9 protein-coding genes and 2 tRNA genes are annotated in these 17,635 nt (G+C 49.8%); 4 read left to right on the top strand and 7 right to left on the bottom strand.

Features of this window, described 5'->3' with window-relative positions:
* Positions 1–339: 339 nt before the first annotated feature.
* Together aceE and aceF are read left to right on the top strand one after the other, a co-directional pair.
* Positions 340–2,991, top strand: a complete 2,652-nt coding sequence (gene aceE / locus DWB84_RS04335; protein ID WP_187408504.1) for a pyruvate dehydrogenase (acetyl-transferring), homodimeric type — start codon at positions 340–342, stop codon at positions 2,989–2,991.
* Between the two features lie 15 nt (positions 2,992–3,006).
* The gene (gene aceF / locus DWB84_RS04340) at positions 3,007–4,944 is read left to right on the top strand and encodes a dihydrolipoyllysine-residue acetyltransferase (protein WP_187408505.1); all 1,938 of its coding nucleotides are present in this window, start codon (positions 3,007–3,009) and stop codon (positions 4,942–4,944) included.
* A 71-nt stretch (positions 4,945–5,015) separates the two neighbouring features.
* On the opposite strand, the gene galE is transcribed toward aceF, so the two are convergent.
* The 5 genes from galE to DWB84_RS04365 form a co-directional block, all read right to left on the bottom strand.
* Positions 5,016–6,035 carry a UDP-glucose 4-epimerase GalE gene (gene galE / locus DWB84_RS04345; RefSeq protein WP_187408506.1) on the bottom strand — a complete coding sequence of 340 codons (1,020 nt, stop codon included), beginning with the start codon at positions 6,033–6,035 and terminating at the stop codon, positions 5,016–5,018.
* Between the two features lie 207 nt (positions 6,036–6,242).
* Positions 6,243–6,318: transfer RNA gene (locus DWB84_RS04350), tRNA-Asn, on the bottom strand.
* A 116-nt stretch (positions 6,319–6,434) separates the two neighbouring features.
* Positions 6,435–6,511 (bottom strand) — tRNA-Val (locus DWB84_RS04355).
* Positions 6,512–6,593: 82 nt separating this feature from the next.
* Positions 6,594–9,182 (bottom strand): SLBB domain-containing protein, encoded by a 2,589-nt coding sequence (locus DWB84_RS04360; protein WP_255428819.1) that lies wholly within the window; start codon positions 9,180–9,182, stop codon positions 6,594–6,596.
* Complete coding sequence (locus DWB84_RS04365) at positions 9,088–10,641, bottom strand: capsule assembly Wzi family protein (protein ID WP_187408507.1); 1,554 nt, start codon at positions 10,639–10,641, stop codon at positions 9,088–9,090. The genes DWB84_RS04360 and DWB84_RS04365 overlap by 95 nt, the downstream gene beginning before the upstream one ends.
* A gap of 425 nt (positions 10,642–11,066) precedes the next feature.
* Here DWB84_RS04365 and DWB84_RS04370 point away from each other — a divergent pair, with 425 nt between their 5' ends.
* Complete coding sequence (locus tag DWB84_RS04370; protein ID WP_187408508.1) at positions 11,067–11,279, top strand: cold-shock protein; 213 nt, start codon at positions 11,067–11,069, stop codon at positions 11,277–11,279.
* Between the two features lie 109 nt (positions 11,280–11,388).
* Here DWB84_RS04370 and DWB84_RS04375 read toward each other — a convergent pair whose 3' ends face one another.
* Positions 11,389–12,312, bottom strand: a complete 924-nt coding sequence (locus DWB84_RS04375; protein WP_187408509.1) for a CsiV family protein — start codon at positions 12,310–12,312, stop codon at positions 11,389–11,391.
* A gap of 17 nt (positions 12,313–12,329) precedes the next feature.
* Complete coding sequence (gene mfd / locus DWB84_RS04380; RefSeq protein ID WP_187408510.1) at positions 12,330–15,833, bottom strand: transcription-repair coupling factor; 3,504 nt, start codon at positions 15,831–15,833, stop codon at positions 12,330–12,332.
* Between the two features lie 458 nt (positions 15,834–16,291).
* Between mfd and DWB84_RS04385 the strand changes: the two genes are divergently transcribed.
* Positions 16,292–17,632, top strand: coding sequence for a Na(+)-translocating NADH-quinone reductase subunit A (locus tag DWB84_RS04385; RefSeq protein ID WP_187408511.1), 1,341 nt, complete (start codon positions 16,292–16,294; stop codon positions 17,630–17,632).
* Positions 17,633–17,635 lie beyond the last annotated feature (3 nt).

Consider the following 17,635-nt stretch of genomic DNA (forward strand, 5'->3'; position numbering starts at 1 on the left):
AGCCGGTAGATAATTGGGGTTGACCTGTGTAGAATCGGTCACCCGTAGCTGGCCGGCGGCCTTGTGCCTATGGTTGTTACAGAATATTTTGCCAACCCTGTACGTGTAAAAACGAATATCAAGGCGAAACCTTTCTTTCCGCCAATCACCTGTGTTGCTCTGAACACATTACTTTCGTAATGAGGGAATTGTTTGTTTATCAGGACGACGTTTTGGTTCTGAGGTGCAGTTATTGTGTGTGGATTCAGGTCAGCGCCAACTACAAAGGCCTCGACATAGATTGAGGTAAACGTTTGTTGAATGAAGCGCGATCCCCGCGCGACGGATGAGGAGACTTGAATGCTCGAGGATATTGATGCTCTCGAAACCCGAGAGTGGCTAGATGCTCTTGAATCAGTAATTCGACACGGTGGTTCAGAGCGGGCCGCGTATTTGCTGGCACAACTGGCAAATGCGGCGACCCAATCCGGCGTAAAACTGCCTTCTGCTATTAACACGCCGTATTGCAACACTATTCCTGTTGCAGAAGAGAAAAAACTTCCTGGAGACCCCAAGCTAGAGCGCCGAATCCGCTCTTTGACTCGTTGGAACGCCATGGCCATGGTTATGCGCGCTAACGACAATGATGAGGGGCTCGGTGGTCATATATCCACATTCTCCTCGGCAGCGACCCTGTACGATGTAGGTTTTAACCACTTTTTCCGCGGCAACGACGGCGATCAACTGGGTGATTTGGTTTATTTCCAAGGCCACAGCGCTCCCGGCATGTACGCGCGTTCTTACCTGGAAGGCCGACTGACAGAAGACCATCTCGATAACTTCCGCCGTGAAGTGGATGGCAAGGGTCTTTCCTCTTATCCCCACCCATGGTTGATGCCGGATTATTGGCAATTCCCCACCGTATCCATGGGACTCGGGCCTATCATGGCCATCTATCAAGCTCACGTAATGCGTTACATGTCCGCGCGCGGTCTTGCTCCTCGCGGTGATCGTAAGGTGTGGGCGTTCCTCGGTGACGGTGAGTGTGACGAGCCAGAATCACTGGGCGCAATTTCTCTTGCGGGACGAGAGCAGATGGACAATCTGATCTTCGTCATTAACTGTAACCTGCAGCGTCTGGACGGCCCTGTGCGCGGCAACGGCAAAATTGTCCAGGAATTGGAAGGTGTTTTCCGCGGTGCAGGCTGGAACGTCATTAAAGTTCTGTGGGGCAGCAAATGGGATGAATTGCTGGCCAAAGATAAAACCGGCTTGCTGCAGAAGCGCATGGACGAGTGCGTCGATGGCGAAATGCAGAATTTCAAAGCCAACGGTGGCGCCTACACGCGCGAACACTTCTTCGGCAAATATCCGGAGTTGTTGGAGTTGGTCAAAGATATGACCGACGATGAAATCTATGCGCTCAATCGCGGTGGTCACGACCCACAAAAAGTTTACGCGGCTTATGCTGCGGCGGTTGCTCATAAAGGTCAGCCGACAGTTATCCTTGCGCAAACAGTTAAAGGCTATGGCATGGGAAGTTCTGCTGAGTCTGCGAATGTCGCGCACTCAGTCAAGAAGCTGGATCTCGATAGCCTGAAAGCATTCCGTGACCGCTTTGAAATTCCCATCAGTGATGAGGAGTTGAAAAATGTTCCATATTACCGGCCCGCACCGGATTCGCCGGAGATGATTTATCTGCACGAGCGACGCAAACAGCTGAACGGCTATTTACCATCGCGCGTGTCTGATTTTGAATCTTTGGAAGTGCCGAGTCTGGAGTCTTTCAGAGCCTTGCTGAAATCCACCGGTGACCGAGAAATCTCCACCACTATGGCTTTCGTGCGCATTCTGTCTACCCTGGTGAAAGACAAGAATATCGGTCAGCGAATTGTTCCGATCGTGCCGGATGAGGCGCGCACCTTTGGTATGGAAGGGATGTTCCGTCAGTTGGGTATCTATTCGTCAGCCGGACAGAAATATACGCCGCACGACGCCAACCAGATCATGTATTACAAGGAAGATCAAAAAGGGCAGATTCTGGAAGAAGGTATCAACGAAGCCGGCGCTATGTCAGCCTGGATCAACTGTGCCACAGCCTATAGCACTTACAAAGTGCCTATGGTGCCTTTCTATATTTACTACTCGATGTTCGGCTTCCAGCGCATTGGCGATTTGGCGTGGCTGGCGGGCGATATTCAAGCTCGCGGCTTCCTCATAGGCGCAACCGCTGGTCGCACCACATTGAACGGCGAAGGTTTGCAGCACCAGGACGGTCACAGCCATATTCTGGCTAATACCATTCCTACCTGTCGTACATACGATCCCGCGTACGCCTACGAACTGGCCGTCATTATCCAGGACGGTTTGAAGCGGATGTATGCTGATAAGGAAAACTGTTTCTATTACATCACCACTATGAACGAAAACTACGTTCATCCGGACATGCCGGAAGGCGCGGAAGAGGGCATAGTGCGTGGAATTTATAAGCTGATTGAAGGCAAGAAAAAAGCGAAGAAGAAAGTTCAATTGATGGGTGCTGGCACCATCCTGCGTGAAGTGGAAGCGGCTGCGCAGCTGTTGCGAGACAACCACGGAGTTGAATCCGATGTGTGGAGCCTGACCAGTATCAATGAACTGACTCGCGACGGTCAGCGGGCTGACCGTTGGAATCGTTTGCATCCCGATCAACCAGCGAAAAAAGCTTATATCACTGAGCAGTTGGAAGGTCAGGAAGGCCCATTTATCGTTTCAACGGACTATATGAAAAACTTCAGTGAGCAATTGCGTCCATATATCCCCGGTCGTTATTACGTCTTGGGTACCGATGGTTTTGGTCGCAGTGACACCCGCGCGAAATTGCGTCATTTCTTTGAAGTGAGCCGTTATTTCGTTGTGATCACTGCTCTCAAAGCTTTGGCAGACGAAGGCAAAGTGCCCACATCAGAAGTGGTAGATGCCATGAAAAAATATGGTATCGATCCTGACAAAGCCGACCCTACGACCGTCTAAAAAGGAGTGCTGAGAGTGTCTATTGAAACCATCAAGGTTCCTGATATCGGTGGCTCCGAAAATGTGGATGTCATCGAGATTTCTGTCGCGGTCGGCGATGTCATTCAGGCAGAGCAGACCCTTATAGTGCTGGAGTCTGACAAGGCTTCCATGGAAGTTCCCGCGCCTAAAGCTGGTAAAGTTGTGAAGGTGCTGCTCAAAGAAGGAGACAAGGTGTCCGAAGGCTCTCCTATTATCGAGCTGGAAGTCGAAGGGGCGGAGACAACGACAGCCGCTGCTCCAGCTGCAGCTCCGGCGCAGTCTAAGGCTGAGCCAGCAGCGGCGGCACCTGCCGTATCTGCTGCGCAGGAGCTGACGGTCGAAGTGCCGGACATTGGCGGAGCTGAAAACGTCGATGTCATTGAGGTCTGTGTTAAGCCCGGACAGGATATCAGTGAGGGCGATTCCATTATCGTTCTGGAAAGTGATAAGGCATCTATGGAAGTGCCTGCGCCTGCATCCGGTAAGGTTGTTAGCGTTTTAATCAAAGAAGGCGATAAAGTTTCTGCTGGAAGCAAAGTTCTGGTTCTGGCAACTGCAGGTTCAGTCGCGGCTTCTGCGCCGGCTTCTCCGGAGACTAAACCAGAGGCTGCTGCCAGTTCTTCCGCGCCAGCTGCTTCCTCATCTGTCGTTGATCTTGTGGTGCCCGATATAGGTGGTGCAGAAGGTGTCGATGTTATTGAGGTCAGTGTAAAAGTTGGTGACGAGATCAAAGAGGGTGATTCTTTGATCGTGCTGGAGAGCGACAAGGCATCTATGGAAGTGCCTGCAACTGCGTCTGGCAAGGTAACCGAGTTGTTTGTCAAAGAGGGCGACAAGGTCTCCAAAGGAACTCCAATTGGGCGTTTGCAAGTTTCTGGTGGCGCGGTTCCCACAGTGGCGCCGCAGCCTGCAAAAGCTCCATCTGCATCGCCAGCAGCCCCCGCGGCCGCTCCTGCGCCATCAGTCGCACCAGCGGCTGCGAGCGTTTCTACAGAGCCTGCTCCTCGGTCCAATGCCACCGTTTACGCCGGGCCCTCCGTGCGCAAGCTGGCTCGTCAGTTGGGCGTCGATTTGGCGGAAGTGAAAGCGAGCGGTCCAAGGGGCCGTATTACCAAGGATGATGTGCGCGGCTTCGTTAAATCCATTATGGAAAATCGCTCCAAAGGCGGTTCTGTTGCAGCTTCTGTGAGCGGTAGCGGTATCCCGGCAATGCCTGCCGTCGATTTCTCTCAATTCGGGGAAATCGAAATGGTGAAAATGAATAAGATCAAAAAAGTTACGGCATTTAATATGTCCCGTAACTGGTTGAATATTCCTCATGTCACCCAATTTGATGACGTGGATATCACGGAGCTCGAAAATTTCCGTAAATCCATGAAAGATGAAGCGGAAAAAGCAGGTGTGAAACTGACTCCGCTACCATTCCTGTTGAAAGCATGCGCGGCCGCATTGAAAGCTGAGCCTTCCTTCAATGTTTCTTTGCATGCGGATGGCGAGCATATAGTTCAGAAGAAATACATCCACATAGGTATAGCGGTTGATACACCGAATGGCCTGGTTGTGCCAGTGATTCGCAATGTTGATCAAAAAGGATTGTTTGAACTGGCTGCAGAGGCCACTGCGTTGGCGAAAAAGGCGCGCGATGGAAAATTGTTGCCGAAAGAAATGCAAGGCGGCTGCTTTACCATCTCCAGCCTTGGGGCAATTGGCGGAACCGGTTTTACTCCGATCGTAAATGCTCCTGAAGTGGGTATATTGGGTGTATCAAGAGCTGATACCAAGCCTGTTTGGGATGGTAAAGCATTTGTGCCGCGTTTGATGCTGCCGTTGTGTCTCTCTTATGACCATCGTGCTATCAATGGTGGTGATGCTGGTCGATTCCTGACGTACCTCGGTTCTCTGCTGTCGGATGTCAGACGCCTTCTTCTTTAATTCGCTTTGAATAAGCAGGTAAAACAAAAGCCGACGTAAGTCGGCTTTTTTTATGCCCGGGAGAAGTAGGATCAGGATCTATAACCATTGGGGTTTTGTTTCTGCCAGTTCCAGGTGTGTTTAATCATGTCCTCCAGGCCGTATTGGGTGTTCCAGCCGAGCACCTTCTGGGCCTTGGTGGGATCAGCGTAGCAGGTTGCCACGTCGCCTGGGCGGCGGGGAGCAATTTTGTAAGGGATTGGCTGTCCTGAGATCTCGCGGAATTTCTCGATGATTTCCAATACTGAAACGCCTCTCCCGGTTCCCAGATTAAAAATATGAAATCCAGAGCCCGTATTTTGTAGGTGTTCAAGCGCTTTCAGATGCCCAGCAGAAAGATCCATTACATGGATGTAATCACGCACTCCTGTACCATCTGGTGTGTTGTAATCATTTCCAAATACGTTGACCTGGCGCAATTTGCCGGTGGCAACTTGGGCCACATAGGGCAGTAGATTATTAGGGATATCGTTGGGATCTTCGCCAATTTGTCCTGAGGGGTGGGCGCCGATAGGGTTGAAGTAGCGCAACAGGGTGATGTTCCAGAAATCGGGTCTAGAGCGCTGAGTATCCGCCAAAATTTCCTCAACCATAAGCTTGCTTCGGCCGTAGGGATTGGTTGCGGAGGTTTTACTGCTCTCAGGAATGGGTACTTGCTCCGGATTCCCATAAACAGTGGCTGATGAGCTAAAAACAAGAGTATTGCAGTTATGCCGTTCCATCACCTCGCACAACCCTACAGTGCCTGCCACATTGGTGCGGTAGTAGGCTAGGGGGATTTGATTGGATTCTCCCACCGCTTTTAGTCCAGCAAAATGGATGACGGCTTTAATCTTGTGTTGCTGAAAAATGGCTTCTAGCGCCGATTGATCGTTGATGTCGGCCTTTATCAAAGGAAATTCTTTTCCTGTAATGCGTTTTACCCGCTCTATAGCCTCGATATGACTGTTGTGGAAATTGTCGATGACAACTATGTCATATCCTGCTTCTAACAATTGCACAGCTGTGTGCGTTCCTATATACCCCGCACCGCCCGTGACCAGGATTGTCATTTGTTTCTCCTAATTGCTGGTGAAAGTTTTCCGTTCCGTTCAATGTCGCTTTATTAGCATACTCAACAATGCATTGCAGGATTGTAAATTTATGAGCGAAGAGTATGAAATCTGGGAGAGTAAATCTTGATTTGACGAATCGGATTTATTTATCGATGGTATCCGGAAATAAAAAAGCCCTGGTATTTCTACCAGGGCTTTTTTGTTTGGCTCCGCCTGCTGGGCTCGAACCAGCGACCCAATGATTAACAGTCATTTGCTCTACCGACTGAGCTAAGGCGGAATGATCTGATGCTTGCTTGTCGAGGCGCGTATACTAGTGCGCTCCTCGCTCTGTGTCAACCTTCTTAACTGTTTGAATTTAAAAGTTTTTAAAGCTCAAAATTCGCACATTTAGGTTGGTAGGACCGAGCGGACTCGAACCGCTGACCCCCACCATGTCAAGGTGGTGCTCTAACCAACTGAGCTACGGTCCTGTGCAGAGGTCGCGTATTCTAGCGACCTAAATGCCGTTGAGCAATATCTTTCTGAGCTTTTAAAACGCTTTTTTTATTGCGATTAGAAAGCCTTCAGTGCGGCGGCGCCGAGCGCAGCCTGATAAATAATTTGCGTTGCCCGCGCCCATACTGTCAGCTTGTCCACGCGATCGGTCTCGAGCGGTACCACGATAGTGTCGCCTGGTTGGATGCGACCCTTATTGGACCTAAACCAAGCTGAATTATCTGGTTGCATAACGCTACCGTTTGCTTTGACGATATAGACGCGCGCTTCATCCGCGTTCTTCTTGAAACCACCAGAGCGTTCAATATAGGTCTGAGCATCCAGAGAGGGATCATAAAAGTGAGACGTGGGGTATTGCACTTCGCCGACCACTGTGACCGAAGGTTTATAGCGTGGAATTGTCAGTGTATCCCCATGTTCCAATTGGAAGTCGTGATGAGCGGAGTTTTCCAGAATTGCGGGCAAATCTATAACCATTCTTCCGAGCGGTTTTATGGAATTTAGGTTCTTAATCAGCTGCTCGGCCTCTTCAACACCGATTTCTTCCTGTCCTGTTGCAAGACCTGCGCTGCGAGCTGCGATTTCGCTTTGTAATTTATCTTTTAGCTCTGTCAAACGCTGTTGCTCTAATTCGCGCAGCTCTTGACGGGAAAAGACGGCACCTAAAGGATAGGCGTGTGGAGTTAGGCCTCCCGCGCGAGTTAATACATCAACCAGCGTTTCCCCTGGAAGAATGGTATAAGTTCCCGGAAACATTACTTCGCCCAAAATTTCCACGGTTTCTTTTTGTTTCCAAAGAGGAATTTGTTTCACCTGCAGGGTGTCACCGGGTTCTATCGGGACTGGTTCATCTGAAAAGTTGACCGCTATATGAATTACAACACGACGGCGCTCTTCATCAATTCCATAACGTGTAATCTCGCCATTAGTGTCTAGTGCGCTCTCGGTGAGACCCCCGGCAAGCTGGATCAGGTCTTTTGTAGTCATTCCTTCTGAAATGGGATAAACCCCCGGAAAGCGCACGCTACCGCTGATGGCGACGACTTTTTTGCGTTCGTTGAAACGGGCCTGCGCTTCCAGCTGCGTTACAACATCTGCCAATTGCTCATCGCGTTTATCGTCGTAATTAAACAATTGGACAACATCAAAGCCCTGTAGAAGAGGATCTTTGGCTGAGCCAGGCGACTGCCATGCCTCAGTAGGAGAAAATAAAAGCACTTCTACCCGCCGGGTTTCTAAACTAAAACGCTGAATCAAGGCAATGTCGATATCAGGATTTGGCAATAATTCTCGAGGGCTTGGAATCAAATCGGTAAAACGCAGGTCAGGCTTCCACGAGCGAGGGCCTGGGCGTTTTACATGGCCGGCGAGGGTCACTTGGTTATTAACAAAATCCAGCTTTGAGGCTATGGACAACAAATCTCCGTCTTGTAGCTCGTATTGCTTTCCTTGGGGAGTTGATAGGTCGATGTTTATCAGCGTTCGTTCACCAAAAGAATCGTGGCGAACCAAATAAGAAATTGGCAAGTAAGCGTTGTTGGTGAGGCCGCCAGCGAGCTGAATGAGTGTATTGACGGTAGCTTCTTTTTTTATTTCATATGTGGCTGGCCGCTTTACTTGTCCCGTGACTGAAACGGTTTTTCCGATTGGCGGAACAAAAATAACGTCTCCGGGTAGCAGGCGAGAATCCTTTGATGTGTCTCCCAACAGAAGCAAATCATAAAGGTCTAAAGACGTTATAACTTGTCCACCGCGTTTGAGTTGAACATTGCGCATGCTGCCCACTTCAGTAATCCCACCGCTGGCGAACAAGGCATTGGTCATGGTGGCGAGTGAGCCGACCGTAAATGAACCAGGTCTTTCTACTTCTCCTAGTACAAAAATCCGAATGGTGCGAAGTGCGCCCATGGTGACTGAGGCTTTAATCCCAATCATTTGTTCGCTGACGATTTGCTCAATTACTTTTTGGGCCTTTTCAAATGTAAGACCAGCGAGAGTGACTGGGCCAATCTGCGGAAATTGAATTTGTCCTTCGCGATTCAATACCAGAGAGTGGGCAATATTTTCTTTTCCGTAGAGCTGAATGACTAAGGTGTCTCCAGGCCCCAATACATAATTGGCTGGTACCGGAATATCAGTGGCGGGGCGAAAGGCTTCTACACCACTCGCAAACAGGTCGCGACCGAATAGAGGCAATTTTGTTGGATCAGAATTTTTTTTGGTTGCTGAATCTTCGGTTTCCGATTCTGTTTCCGCATCTTTTTTGGAGTCAACCGTAGCGCTCCTGGGTTGTATATCCTCTGTAAGAACCGGTTGATTATTGTTGCTTTGGCGCGATCCCAGTAGTGCATTTAAATCAATGCCCGCAGCTTCGGCCATTTGCTGCTGCTGAGCGGGCGACATGTTTTTGAATTGCTGAATTTGTTCAGGTGTGGGGGTAAATCCCTGAGCAAAAGCACTTCCTATTCCCATCGCAAGAATTGCGCAAAGCACTCGGATCAGCCGGGTCATAAATCTTCTCATGAAAGCCATCGCAAAGATAAAAGTTAAGTTACCAATAGGCGCGCAGTGATACATGACCACCACCGCTGATTTTTTCGCCAGAATATTGAATCGCTGAAGAGTAATGAAATGCTCCAACTTCAAGCAGGAGAGTCGAATTGATCGGGCGCGTATAGGCCACCTGAATGCGATTCGTTGTTGTTTCTCCGGAGCCAAATGCGCTTCCGCCTGATCTGTAGCCTGTGGTACTGCCGTCGGCGTTCAGGTGAAATCGGCCATAACTTAGATTCAGACTATCCCCATCGCTGAAATGGAATTGACTGCGCAAGACATAGGCTTCCGTATCATTGTCCGTGGATGCCCCTATGGGGCGCCCGTGATAGCGATACCCGCTCTGATATATGCTGTGTTCATATGCCACATTGGGGGCGGTTTTATCGGATTCATAAAAATAAACTGTGGTGTTATGGGTTTCGAGGCTCAGTCGAATCTGTGTGTCTCTCCAAAGAGTTTGGAGTTCTCCGCCGGCCATTCCTATATGCCGAGAGGGCATTCCACCTGCTTCGTCTTCGCCGATCAGCTGACCATAAAAAGCCGTCGATAGGCTGTTGAATCTATGACTCCACCGCCAATCGATTCCCGCCAATTGGTTGCCGGGTTCGTTGCTGCCATCCTCGGCGACTCCTGCATCCCCACGGTTGTCGTTACCCAGAAGCAGGTTGACAAAAGTTTCTATGTCTCCAGGGCGACCTTTACCGCCCCACATGGCAGTGCGGGAAAAGCCAATTTCCAGGCTGCGCAGTGGTTTGATATTGAGCCGCATCCCCCAAAGTCGGGCATCTGGAATATGTCGCTCCGATTCCAATTGCGACATGAAGGTGACCAGTTGCCAGGGACCAATCCAACTGAGCCAAGGAGATTCAAACGCGGTGCTGGAATTTCGCTGGATAAAGATGCCAGGCGCTGGTCGTGCGTTATGGCTAAGGATCAGGCTGGAATCCCATCCTGGACCCCACCAGCGATCAATGGCTCCTACACCTATAGCCCAATTGCCTGCCAGAAAGCTCCAATAAGAACCATCAAATCGGAGGCGATCGTCGTCCTGCGGTTCATGAACGTAATTGATATCGAGGTTTAGCGTAGTAAATCGGCCGGTGTAGTTGAAAACGAGTCCAGATTCGTGCTCCTCCCTTCGGTTGGCTGAAAAATCACCAATAGAGGTAACCGAGTTACCTATAGAAGCTGTTTGTTGAAAGCTGATGCTGCGCATAGCTTTGCGTAGTTCGTGGCGAAGGTACTGATAAGACCATAACTCATCCTTATCTAAGGATGCCGGTTCGATTCCATCGAGTTCCTGTTTGATATGCGCCCACATGACAGGCCATGAGGTGATCGGGGTATTGAGCACGCCGCGATCGATGAGGTTTTGTAAATGATGACGTGTTTGTCCTTCATTCGCATCGATCCACGGAGCGGCATTGGCTGGCATGTAGCTAAGGACTCCTGTGGCCAATGTCAGCAGCAAGGACCATAACAATCTATGAATCTTGAAATGCGGCTGAGGGGTATGGCGGGGAAGAGGCGCTGCTTGAGCTGCGTACATGAGATCCACTTAGTTATTGTGAGGAGTTTCGCTGCACTTAAGGGCATGCATCTTAGGATATTTTTCAAGCGAGTCAAAGTTCGCTGATCGACGATTGGGCGGGTCGAGCTCAGGAAATGAGTGGTGGCTTCGCGAAAGCTATATATGTTGGTGATTTTTAGAGCGCAAATTTTGAGCGATTAGGTTTGCTGTTTTATGCAGTTCACAAAGTCGTACGCGAGCCCGCGCTTTGGCGTCAAACACCTTTGAAACATGCGTCAGTACCTAGACACTCTTAAAAAATTCGCATAAGGTCCCGCTCTGGTTCCGCATGAAATTTATGTTGAACCAGCTTAGAAATCGGAGAAAGTGGTGGATTACCGTTGTACCTTCACTGAGTGAATTCAATATCAAAAAAATAAGCGCAAACAACAGAGGAGTGGATTATGGCTACTCGTGAATATGGCACTGTAAAGTGGTTCAATAATGCAAGAGGCTATGGTTTTATCACGCGTGGTGATAATACAGATGATATCTTCGTGCATTACCGAAACATTCGTGGCGAAGGATATAGATCTTTGAGTGAAGGCCAGAAAGTGGAGTTTGAACTGCAGCAGGGAGAAAAGGGGTTGCAAGCCGATGATGTGGCTTGTGTTTGATCTGTAAGGCAAGTCCTTTATAAATTCCTGCACGCAGTCGCGCTTATCACGACTGCGTCATTATATTCGTTAAGTATCTGATTGTTCCTTTATATATCCTGTTAATAATTCAGATCTGCGGTTTCTGCTGCAATGGGCTTATTTTGATGACCACGCCCAGTCTTGGGTGGTCGAGGTAATGAAGCTCGCCGCTGCGCATTCTCCTTTTTTGTCTTAAGGTTATGATTTGCTTAACCAGATATTCAGGTTGAGCAGCTGCTTCATATCCATCAGCGTCCCAGCTGTTGTCTTGATTAACCTCTTCTTCGGAGGTTGGGCTTTCAATCGTTTGAGTGAGTGATGGCCCGATAGATGCCGCATGTATTGTCTCGTTAGGTTCTATTGGTAATTCGGGCCACGGATCTGCCTCTTGACCATAATTGGGTACAAATTGGGTAAACCAAAGATCAGTTTCCAGCTGCAAAAATTTGCTTACACCCAACCGAATGAACCCCTGCAGCTCAAAATGATCACCATAGCGATTACCTCCGTGAAGAATTAGGGCAGGAGCCTTTTCTGGTGCGGGAAAAGGTTGGGTCCAGGCCTCGTGAAACAATACGCGCAGTTGGCGGCTACCATTCAATGACTCCTTGGTTTTGCTTAGGTTTTGTTGGTCAGCTGGCAAGTATCGATAGTGTTGTTGGATGGGCGCAGATGCTTGCTGGTCTGCAAGATCTGCTTCGCCATTTATGGATTGCCGCTCTGCTTGCAGCGCCTGCAGAAAATCATCGGGTTCAGCTTCCTCTTGGCTGGAGATTTCTTCTTTTGGATCTACAAGGCGAAGCCAGGGAGTAGGGTAGGCCAAATGAAAATTATTTCCCCAGCGCTCTTCATCCCCGGTTGCGGGGCGTTCACTGCGTTCGAAAACGATTAATTCCACATGATAGATATTGTCAGCCGATGCCTGGCTGGACAGAGAGATCAACAATGCAAATGTCGCTAGATGGGAAGGTTTTTTGTAAAGCGATGAAAATAATCTTGTAAACGCAGTCATGAAGCTACCTTTGCTCATTAATTCGAAAGTGAATTTCCACTCTTTCCATCAGCTAATAATTCCAATGTTTTATGTGTTTGCAGAATACGATCTTCGGCATTTTCCATATTGGCGTAAAACCTCAAATAGGTTGCACCGTCCAGGCGATAATTACGCGGCTGACTTTGTACCAATTTAACCAGGGTGATCGGATCTATAGCCACTTTGCTACCAAATTCAATTCGGCCAAACTCTTTATTGGCTTCAATTTTGAGTATACCCAGCTGTTCCGCCGCAAGTTTAATGCGGGTAATGCGTAACAGGTTTTTGGTGGCATCGGGTAACAGACCGAAACGATCAATCATTTCTATCTGTAGTTCATCCAATTCATCCGGGTCTTTAACGCTGGATATCCGTTTATAAAGAATAAGCCGTGTGTGAACATCTGGCAGGTAATGATCGGGAATTAATGCCGGAATTCGGAGGTTGATCTCAGTTCCGCCTTGCACCGGTTGATCCAGATCGATTACTTCGCCTTTGCGCATAGCTCTTACCGCGCGATCCAGCATATCCATATATAAAGAAAAACCAATTGCCTGCATTTGGCCGCTTTGTTCTTCACCCAAAAGCTCTCCTGCACCGCGAATTTCGAGATCGTGTGAAGCGAGCATAAAGCCCGCGCCCAGATCCTGAGCTTCTTCGATGGCCGCAAGGCGCTTATGTGCGTCGGCTGTCATGACCTTGGCATTGGCCGTCAGCAGGTACGCGTATGCTTGATGGTGAGATCTGCCCACGCGTCCGCGCAGCTGATGCAATTGTGCCAAGCCAAATTTATCTGCTCGTTCAATGATAATGGTATTGGCGCTGGGTACGTCGATGCCGGTTTCGATAATCGTGGTGCAAACCAAGACGTTGAAGCGCTTGTGGTAGAAGTCGCTCATCACCGATTCCAGTTCGCGTTCGCGCATTTGGCCATGGCCGATTTGCACGCGCGCTTCGGGAATGGCTTCGGCCAGTTCGCGCGCAGTTTTTTCGATGGTTTTGACTTCGTTATGCAAATAATAAACTTGGCCGCCGCGCAGAATTTCCCTCAGTATGGCTTCTTTGACGATGGCGAAATCGAACTCGCGCACAAATGTTTTGATCGATAAACGTTTGGCTGGTGGAGTCGCAATAATGGATAGATCGCGAATGCCATTCATGGCCATGTTAAGGGTGCGCGGAATGGGAGTGGCGGTCATTGTGAGAATGTCCACTTCCGCTCTCAGTGATTTCAGTGCTTCCTTTTGTCTGACGCCGAAGCGGTGCTCTTCGTCAACAATTAATAAGCCGAGTTTGGGATACTTTAAACTGCCCTGAAGTAGTTTATGGGTGCCGATCAAAATATCGATTTTGCCTTCCTCAACTCGCTTCTCGATCTGTTCAATTTCCTTGGCGGTTTTGAAGCGTGAAATCGATTCGATATATACCGGCCAGTCGGCAAAACGGTCTTTAAAATTCTCGAAATGTTGTTGCGCTAACAGCGTTGTCGGCACCAACACCACTACTTGCTTGCCGTTTTGTACGGCGATAAAGGCTGCGCGCATGGCGACTTCCGTTTTACCAAAGCCGACATCGCCGCACACCAAGCGATCCATTGGTTGGGGGCGCAACATATCCGCGCGAACCGCCTCGATTGCGCTGAGCTGATCAGGTGTTTCTTCAAATGGAAAGCTTGCGCAGAATTCTTGATAGGCTTCTTCGGGATCTCTAAATGCAAATCCTTGACGGGCTTCTCTTCGGGCATAGATTTCCAGCAATTCCGCAGCAACATCGCGAATTTGTTCAGCTGCTTTGCGTTTGGCTTTCTGCCATTGATCGCTGCCGAGCTTATGGAGAGGCGCGTGATCCTCGTCCGCGCCCATATAACGGCTGATCAGATGCAAATTGGCGACAGGGACGTAAAGTTTGGCTTCGTCAGCGTACTCGATGACTAAAAATTCATGGGTCTGTCCATCTACTTCGAGCGATTGCAACCCTTTATAGCGACCCACACCATTGTCCACGTGAACAACTGGCGCCCCGAGTTTCAGCTCGGTGAGGTTTTTGATGATGTTGTCTTGATCTTCTGCCGTGCTGGATTTGCGCCTGCGTTGTTGCTGAATGCGCTCGCCGTACAGTTGTGCTTCTGCAATAACAGCGATTTTATTTTTTGTATCTATAAGGCCGTTATCCAGCGGCGCGATCGTTATGCCGTATGATTCATTGCTGCGCACAAATTCGGCGAAATTATTGAAATTAACTGGTTTTACCCGAATCTTTGCCAATTGCTCGCGCAGGGCTTCGCGCCTGCCTGAAGACTCGGCGCAAAACAGCACGCGAAATTCCTTTTCGTATAAAAATGCTTCGAGTGCGAGCAGGGGCGTTGAGGCTTTATGTGTGATTCTCAGGTCGGGCAGGGGGGAAGTGGCGAAGTTGTATTGCCCTGTCTTATCTTCTTCGACAGCTTGGTTTTTAGCTGTGATTCTGGCGAGAGGTTTGAGCTTCGCGAAAATTTCATTGGCCGCCCAGAACAGTTGTGTGGGCGGAAGAATGGGTCTAAGGCGGTCGCCTTGGCGACTTTCATAACGTTCGTAGGCCGAGCGCCAAAAATTTTCGACGGACTCCTCCAGATTGCCCACTACAACCGTCAATGTGTTATCAGGCAAATAATCGAACAGGTTTGCGCTTTCTTCAAAAAAAAGCGGCAGGTAATACTCGATTCCCGCAGGAGCGAGGCCAGAGGAGACATCCTGATATACGGGGCACGCCTTAGCGTCTCCTTGGAATTGCGTATGCCACTGATTTTTGAAAAGGGAAATCGCGGGTTTATCTAAGGGGCATTCTTTCGCTGGCAGTAGTTCTATTTGCTCAACGTGTTTAATTGTTCGTTGCGTCTCCGGGTCGAATTCGCGCAGAGACTCAACTTCATCGTCGAAAAGCTCGATGCGGTACGCCTGGGTGCTTCCCATGGGGTAAATATCCATCAGCGCACCGCGCACAGCGTACTCTCCGTGTTGGAAAACCGTGTCCACCGACTGATATCCCGCTGCTGCCAATTGCTCACGCAATCGACCAATCGCCAGCCGCTCGCCAACCTTAACTACGAGGCTGTTGGCGACGATATAGGATTTAGGTGCTATCTTTTGGCAGAGCGTTTGAGCCGCAACGATTAATATGCTTCTTTTCCCTCGGGCTAATTGGTAAAGAGCCCGCATGCGATCCGAGACAATGTCTTGGTGAGGGGAAAAGGTATCGTAGGGAAGAGTTTCCCAGTCCGCGAAGCGAAGGACGTCCGGTGCGTTATCGGTCCCTTCAATTAAAAGCTTGATGTCTCGTTCAAATTGATCCACTGCGGCGGTTGTCGGGACTATGACAACGGTCGCGAACTCGTGCCGAGCCGCCGCGTGTGCGATAGCGAGAGGCAGCGCGCCACCAGCGAGATTGCCCCACAAAATTTTGTCTCCGGGTTTGCGGGGGAGAGGTGGGGTGAACAAAGAGATCTGGGAATCTGGTGTTGGCATGAGTGGCATCCGCCGCTAAATCGTGGTTTTGAACCTTGAGTGCCCGGTAACAGGGCGGTCGCTATTCTAGCGATCCCGCCATTTCATGGCGACCTTTACCTGCCGAGAAAACTCTTGTGGCCTCTGGAGTTATCTGGCATGCATCTCTATAATGTGCGCGGCCTAAAAACGGGTGTTTCTTCTTCCGGTTGAACATTTATCTCTGACGCTGACGTCATGTAGGGATTCCCCGGATAAGACTTTCCACGGTGACAATTGAACGTCCTTGCCGTTTAAGGGGCCTTGGCAAACTCCGTTGTAAAATCCGCGAACTTTGACTCTCGAGATGGGAAGCAGGTCAGTTCCTGAACAGCACCATCGGCGGGATTTTTTGCGTTCGTAGAAAACAGTTTCCCAGTGGCTCGTCGTTGCCTTCCGACGGGCTGCTTTAGTTTCCAACCATTATCAGGCAACAACCTATGATTAAGATCCGTAAAGGATTGGATTTGCCTATTACCGGCGGTCCAAAACAAACCATAGAGGATGGTCCTAAAGTTCGCAGCGTTGCTGTCATCGGTTTTGATTACCACGGAATGAAACCGTCGATGGCAGTGGCTGTGGGTGACAGGGTCAAACGTGGCCAGGTGCTGTTCAGTGATAAAAAGACTCCAGGGGTGGTGTTTACCGCGCCGGCGTCGGGTACTGTTTCAGCCATACATCGCGGCGCTCAGCGAGTCTTCCAATCGCTCGTAATTGATGTCGAAGGCGATGACTACGTTGAGTTTGACCGGTATTCAGAGGATCAATTAGCTAAATTGGACCGCCAGGCGGTGCAGGACAATCTGGTGAAATCCGGATTGTGGACTGCGTTCCGCACTCGTCCGTTCAGCAAGACTCCCGCTCTGGATACAACCCCGAATTCCATTTTTGTGACAGCCATGGATACCAATCCGTTGGCGGCGGATCCGCAAGTGATCATTGCGGAAAAGGCGCAGGCGTTCAGCAACGGTCTTACCCTGATAGCCCGTCTGTTGGAAGGCAAAGTGTTCGTATGCCACGCTCCGGAAGCCAAACTTCCTAAAGGGCAGGGCAGCAATATTGTGTTCCAGGCTTTCTCCGGAGTGCACCCAGCAGGCAACGCTGGTACTCACATTCATTTCCTGGATCCCGTCAGTGCGAAGAAAACCGTTTGGACTATCGGTTATCAAGATGTGATCGCCATTGGTGAATTGTTTGTAACCGGACAGTTGCCATCTGAGCGAGTGATCTCTCTGGCTGGTCCCCAAGTGGCAAATCCCCGTCTGGTTCGCACGCGCTTGGGTGCAAGCCTTGAAGAACTGACTGCTGGACAATTAAAAGAGGGTGAAAACCGGGTAATTTCCGGCTCAGTGTTTGGCGGGCGTTTTGGCGGTGCCGCGGTACGTTACCTCGGTCGCTTCCACAACCAAGTCAGCGTTTTGCGCGAAGGACGGGATCGAACTTTCCTTCACTATTTGCGCCCTGGCCTCAAAAACTTCTCGGTTCTGTCGATTTACGTTTCCAAGTTGCTCGGCGGCAAATTTGATTTCACCACCTCTACAAATGGTAGTGAAAGGGCCATGGTTCCAGTGGGCTCCTACGAAAGAGTCATGCCGCTCGACATACTGCCTACTCAGCTGCTCCGCTCTCTGATCGTCGGTGACACTGAAACTGCTCAGCAGCTCGGCTGCCTTGAGCTGGACGAAGAAGATCTTGCGTTGTGCACTTTCGTATGTCCTGGGAAATACGAGTACGGCCCAATTTTGCGCAAGAATTTAACGCGCATCGAACTTGAGGGGTGAGGC

The sequence above is a fragment of the Saccharophagus sp. K07 genome (assembly GCF_014336955.1).
Taxonomy (GTDB): domain Bacteria; phylum Pseudomonadota; class Gammaproteobacteria; order Pseudomonadales; family Cellvibrionaceae; genus UBA5868.

Coding starts and splice junctions, on each gene's coding strand:
- aceE (WP_187408504.1), top strand. CDS start 340: ATGCTCGAGGATATTGATGCTCTCGAAACCCGAGAGTGGCTAGATGCT.
- galE (WP_187408506.1), bottom strand. CDS start 6,035: ATGACAATCCTGGTCACGGGCGGTGCGGGGTATATAGGAACGCACACA.
- DWB84_RS04365 (WP_187408507.1), bottom strand. CDS start 10,641: ATGTACGCAGCTCAAGCAGCGCCTCTTCCCCGCCATACCCCTCAGCCG.
- DWB84_RS04370 (WP_187408508.1), top strand. CDS start 11,067: ATGGCTACTCGTGAATATGGCACTGTAAAGTGGTTCAATAATGCAAGA.
- DWB84_RS04375 (WP_187408509.1), bottom strand. CDS start 12,312: ATGACTGCGTTTACAAGATTATTTTCATCGCTTTACAAAAAACCTTCC.
- mfd (WP_187408510.1), bottom strand. CDS start 15,833: ATGCCAACACCAGATTCCCAGATCTCTTTGTTCACCCCACCTCTCCCC.
- DWB84_RS04385 (WP_187408511.1), top strand. CDS start 16,292: ATGATTAAGATCCGTAAAGGATTGGATTTGCCTATTACCGGCGGTCCA.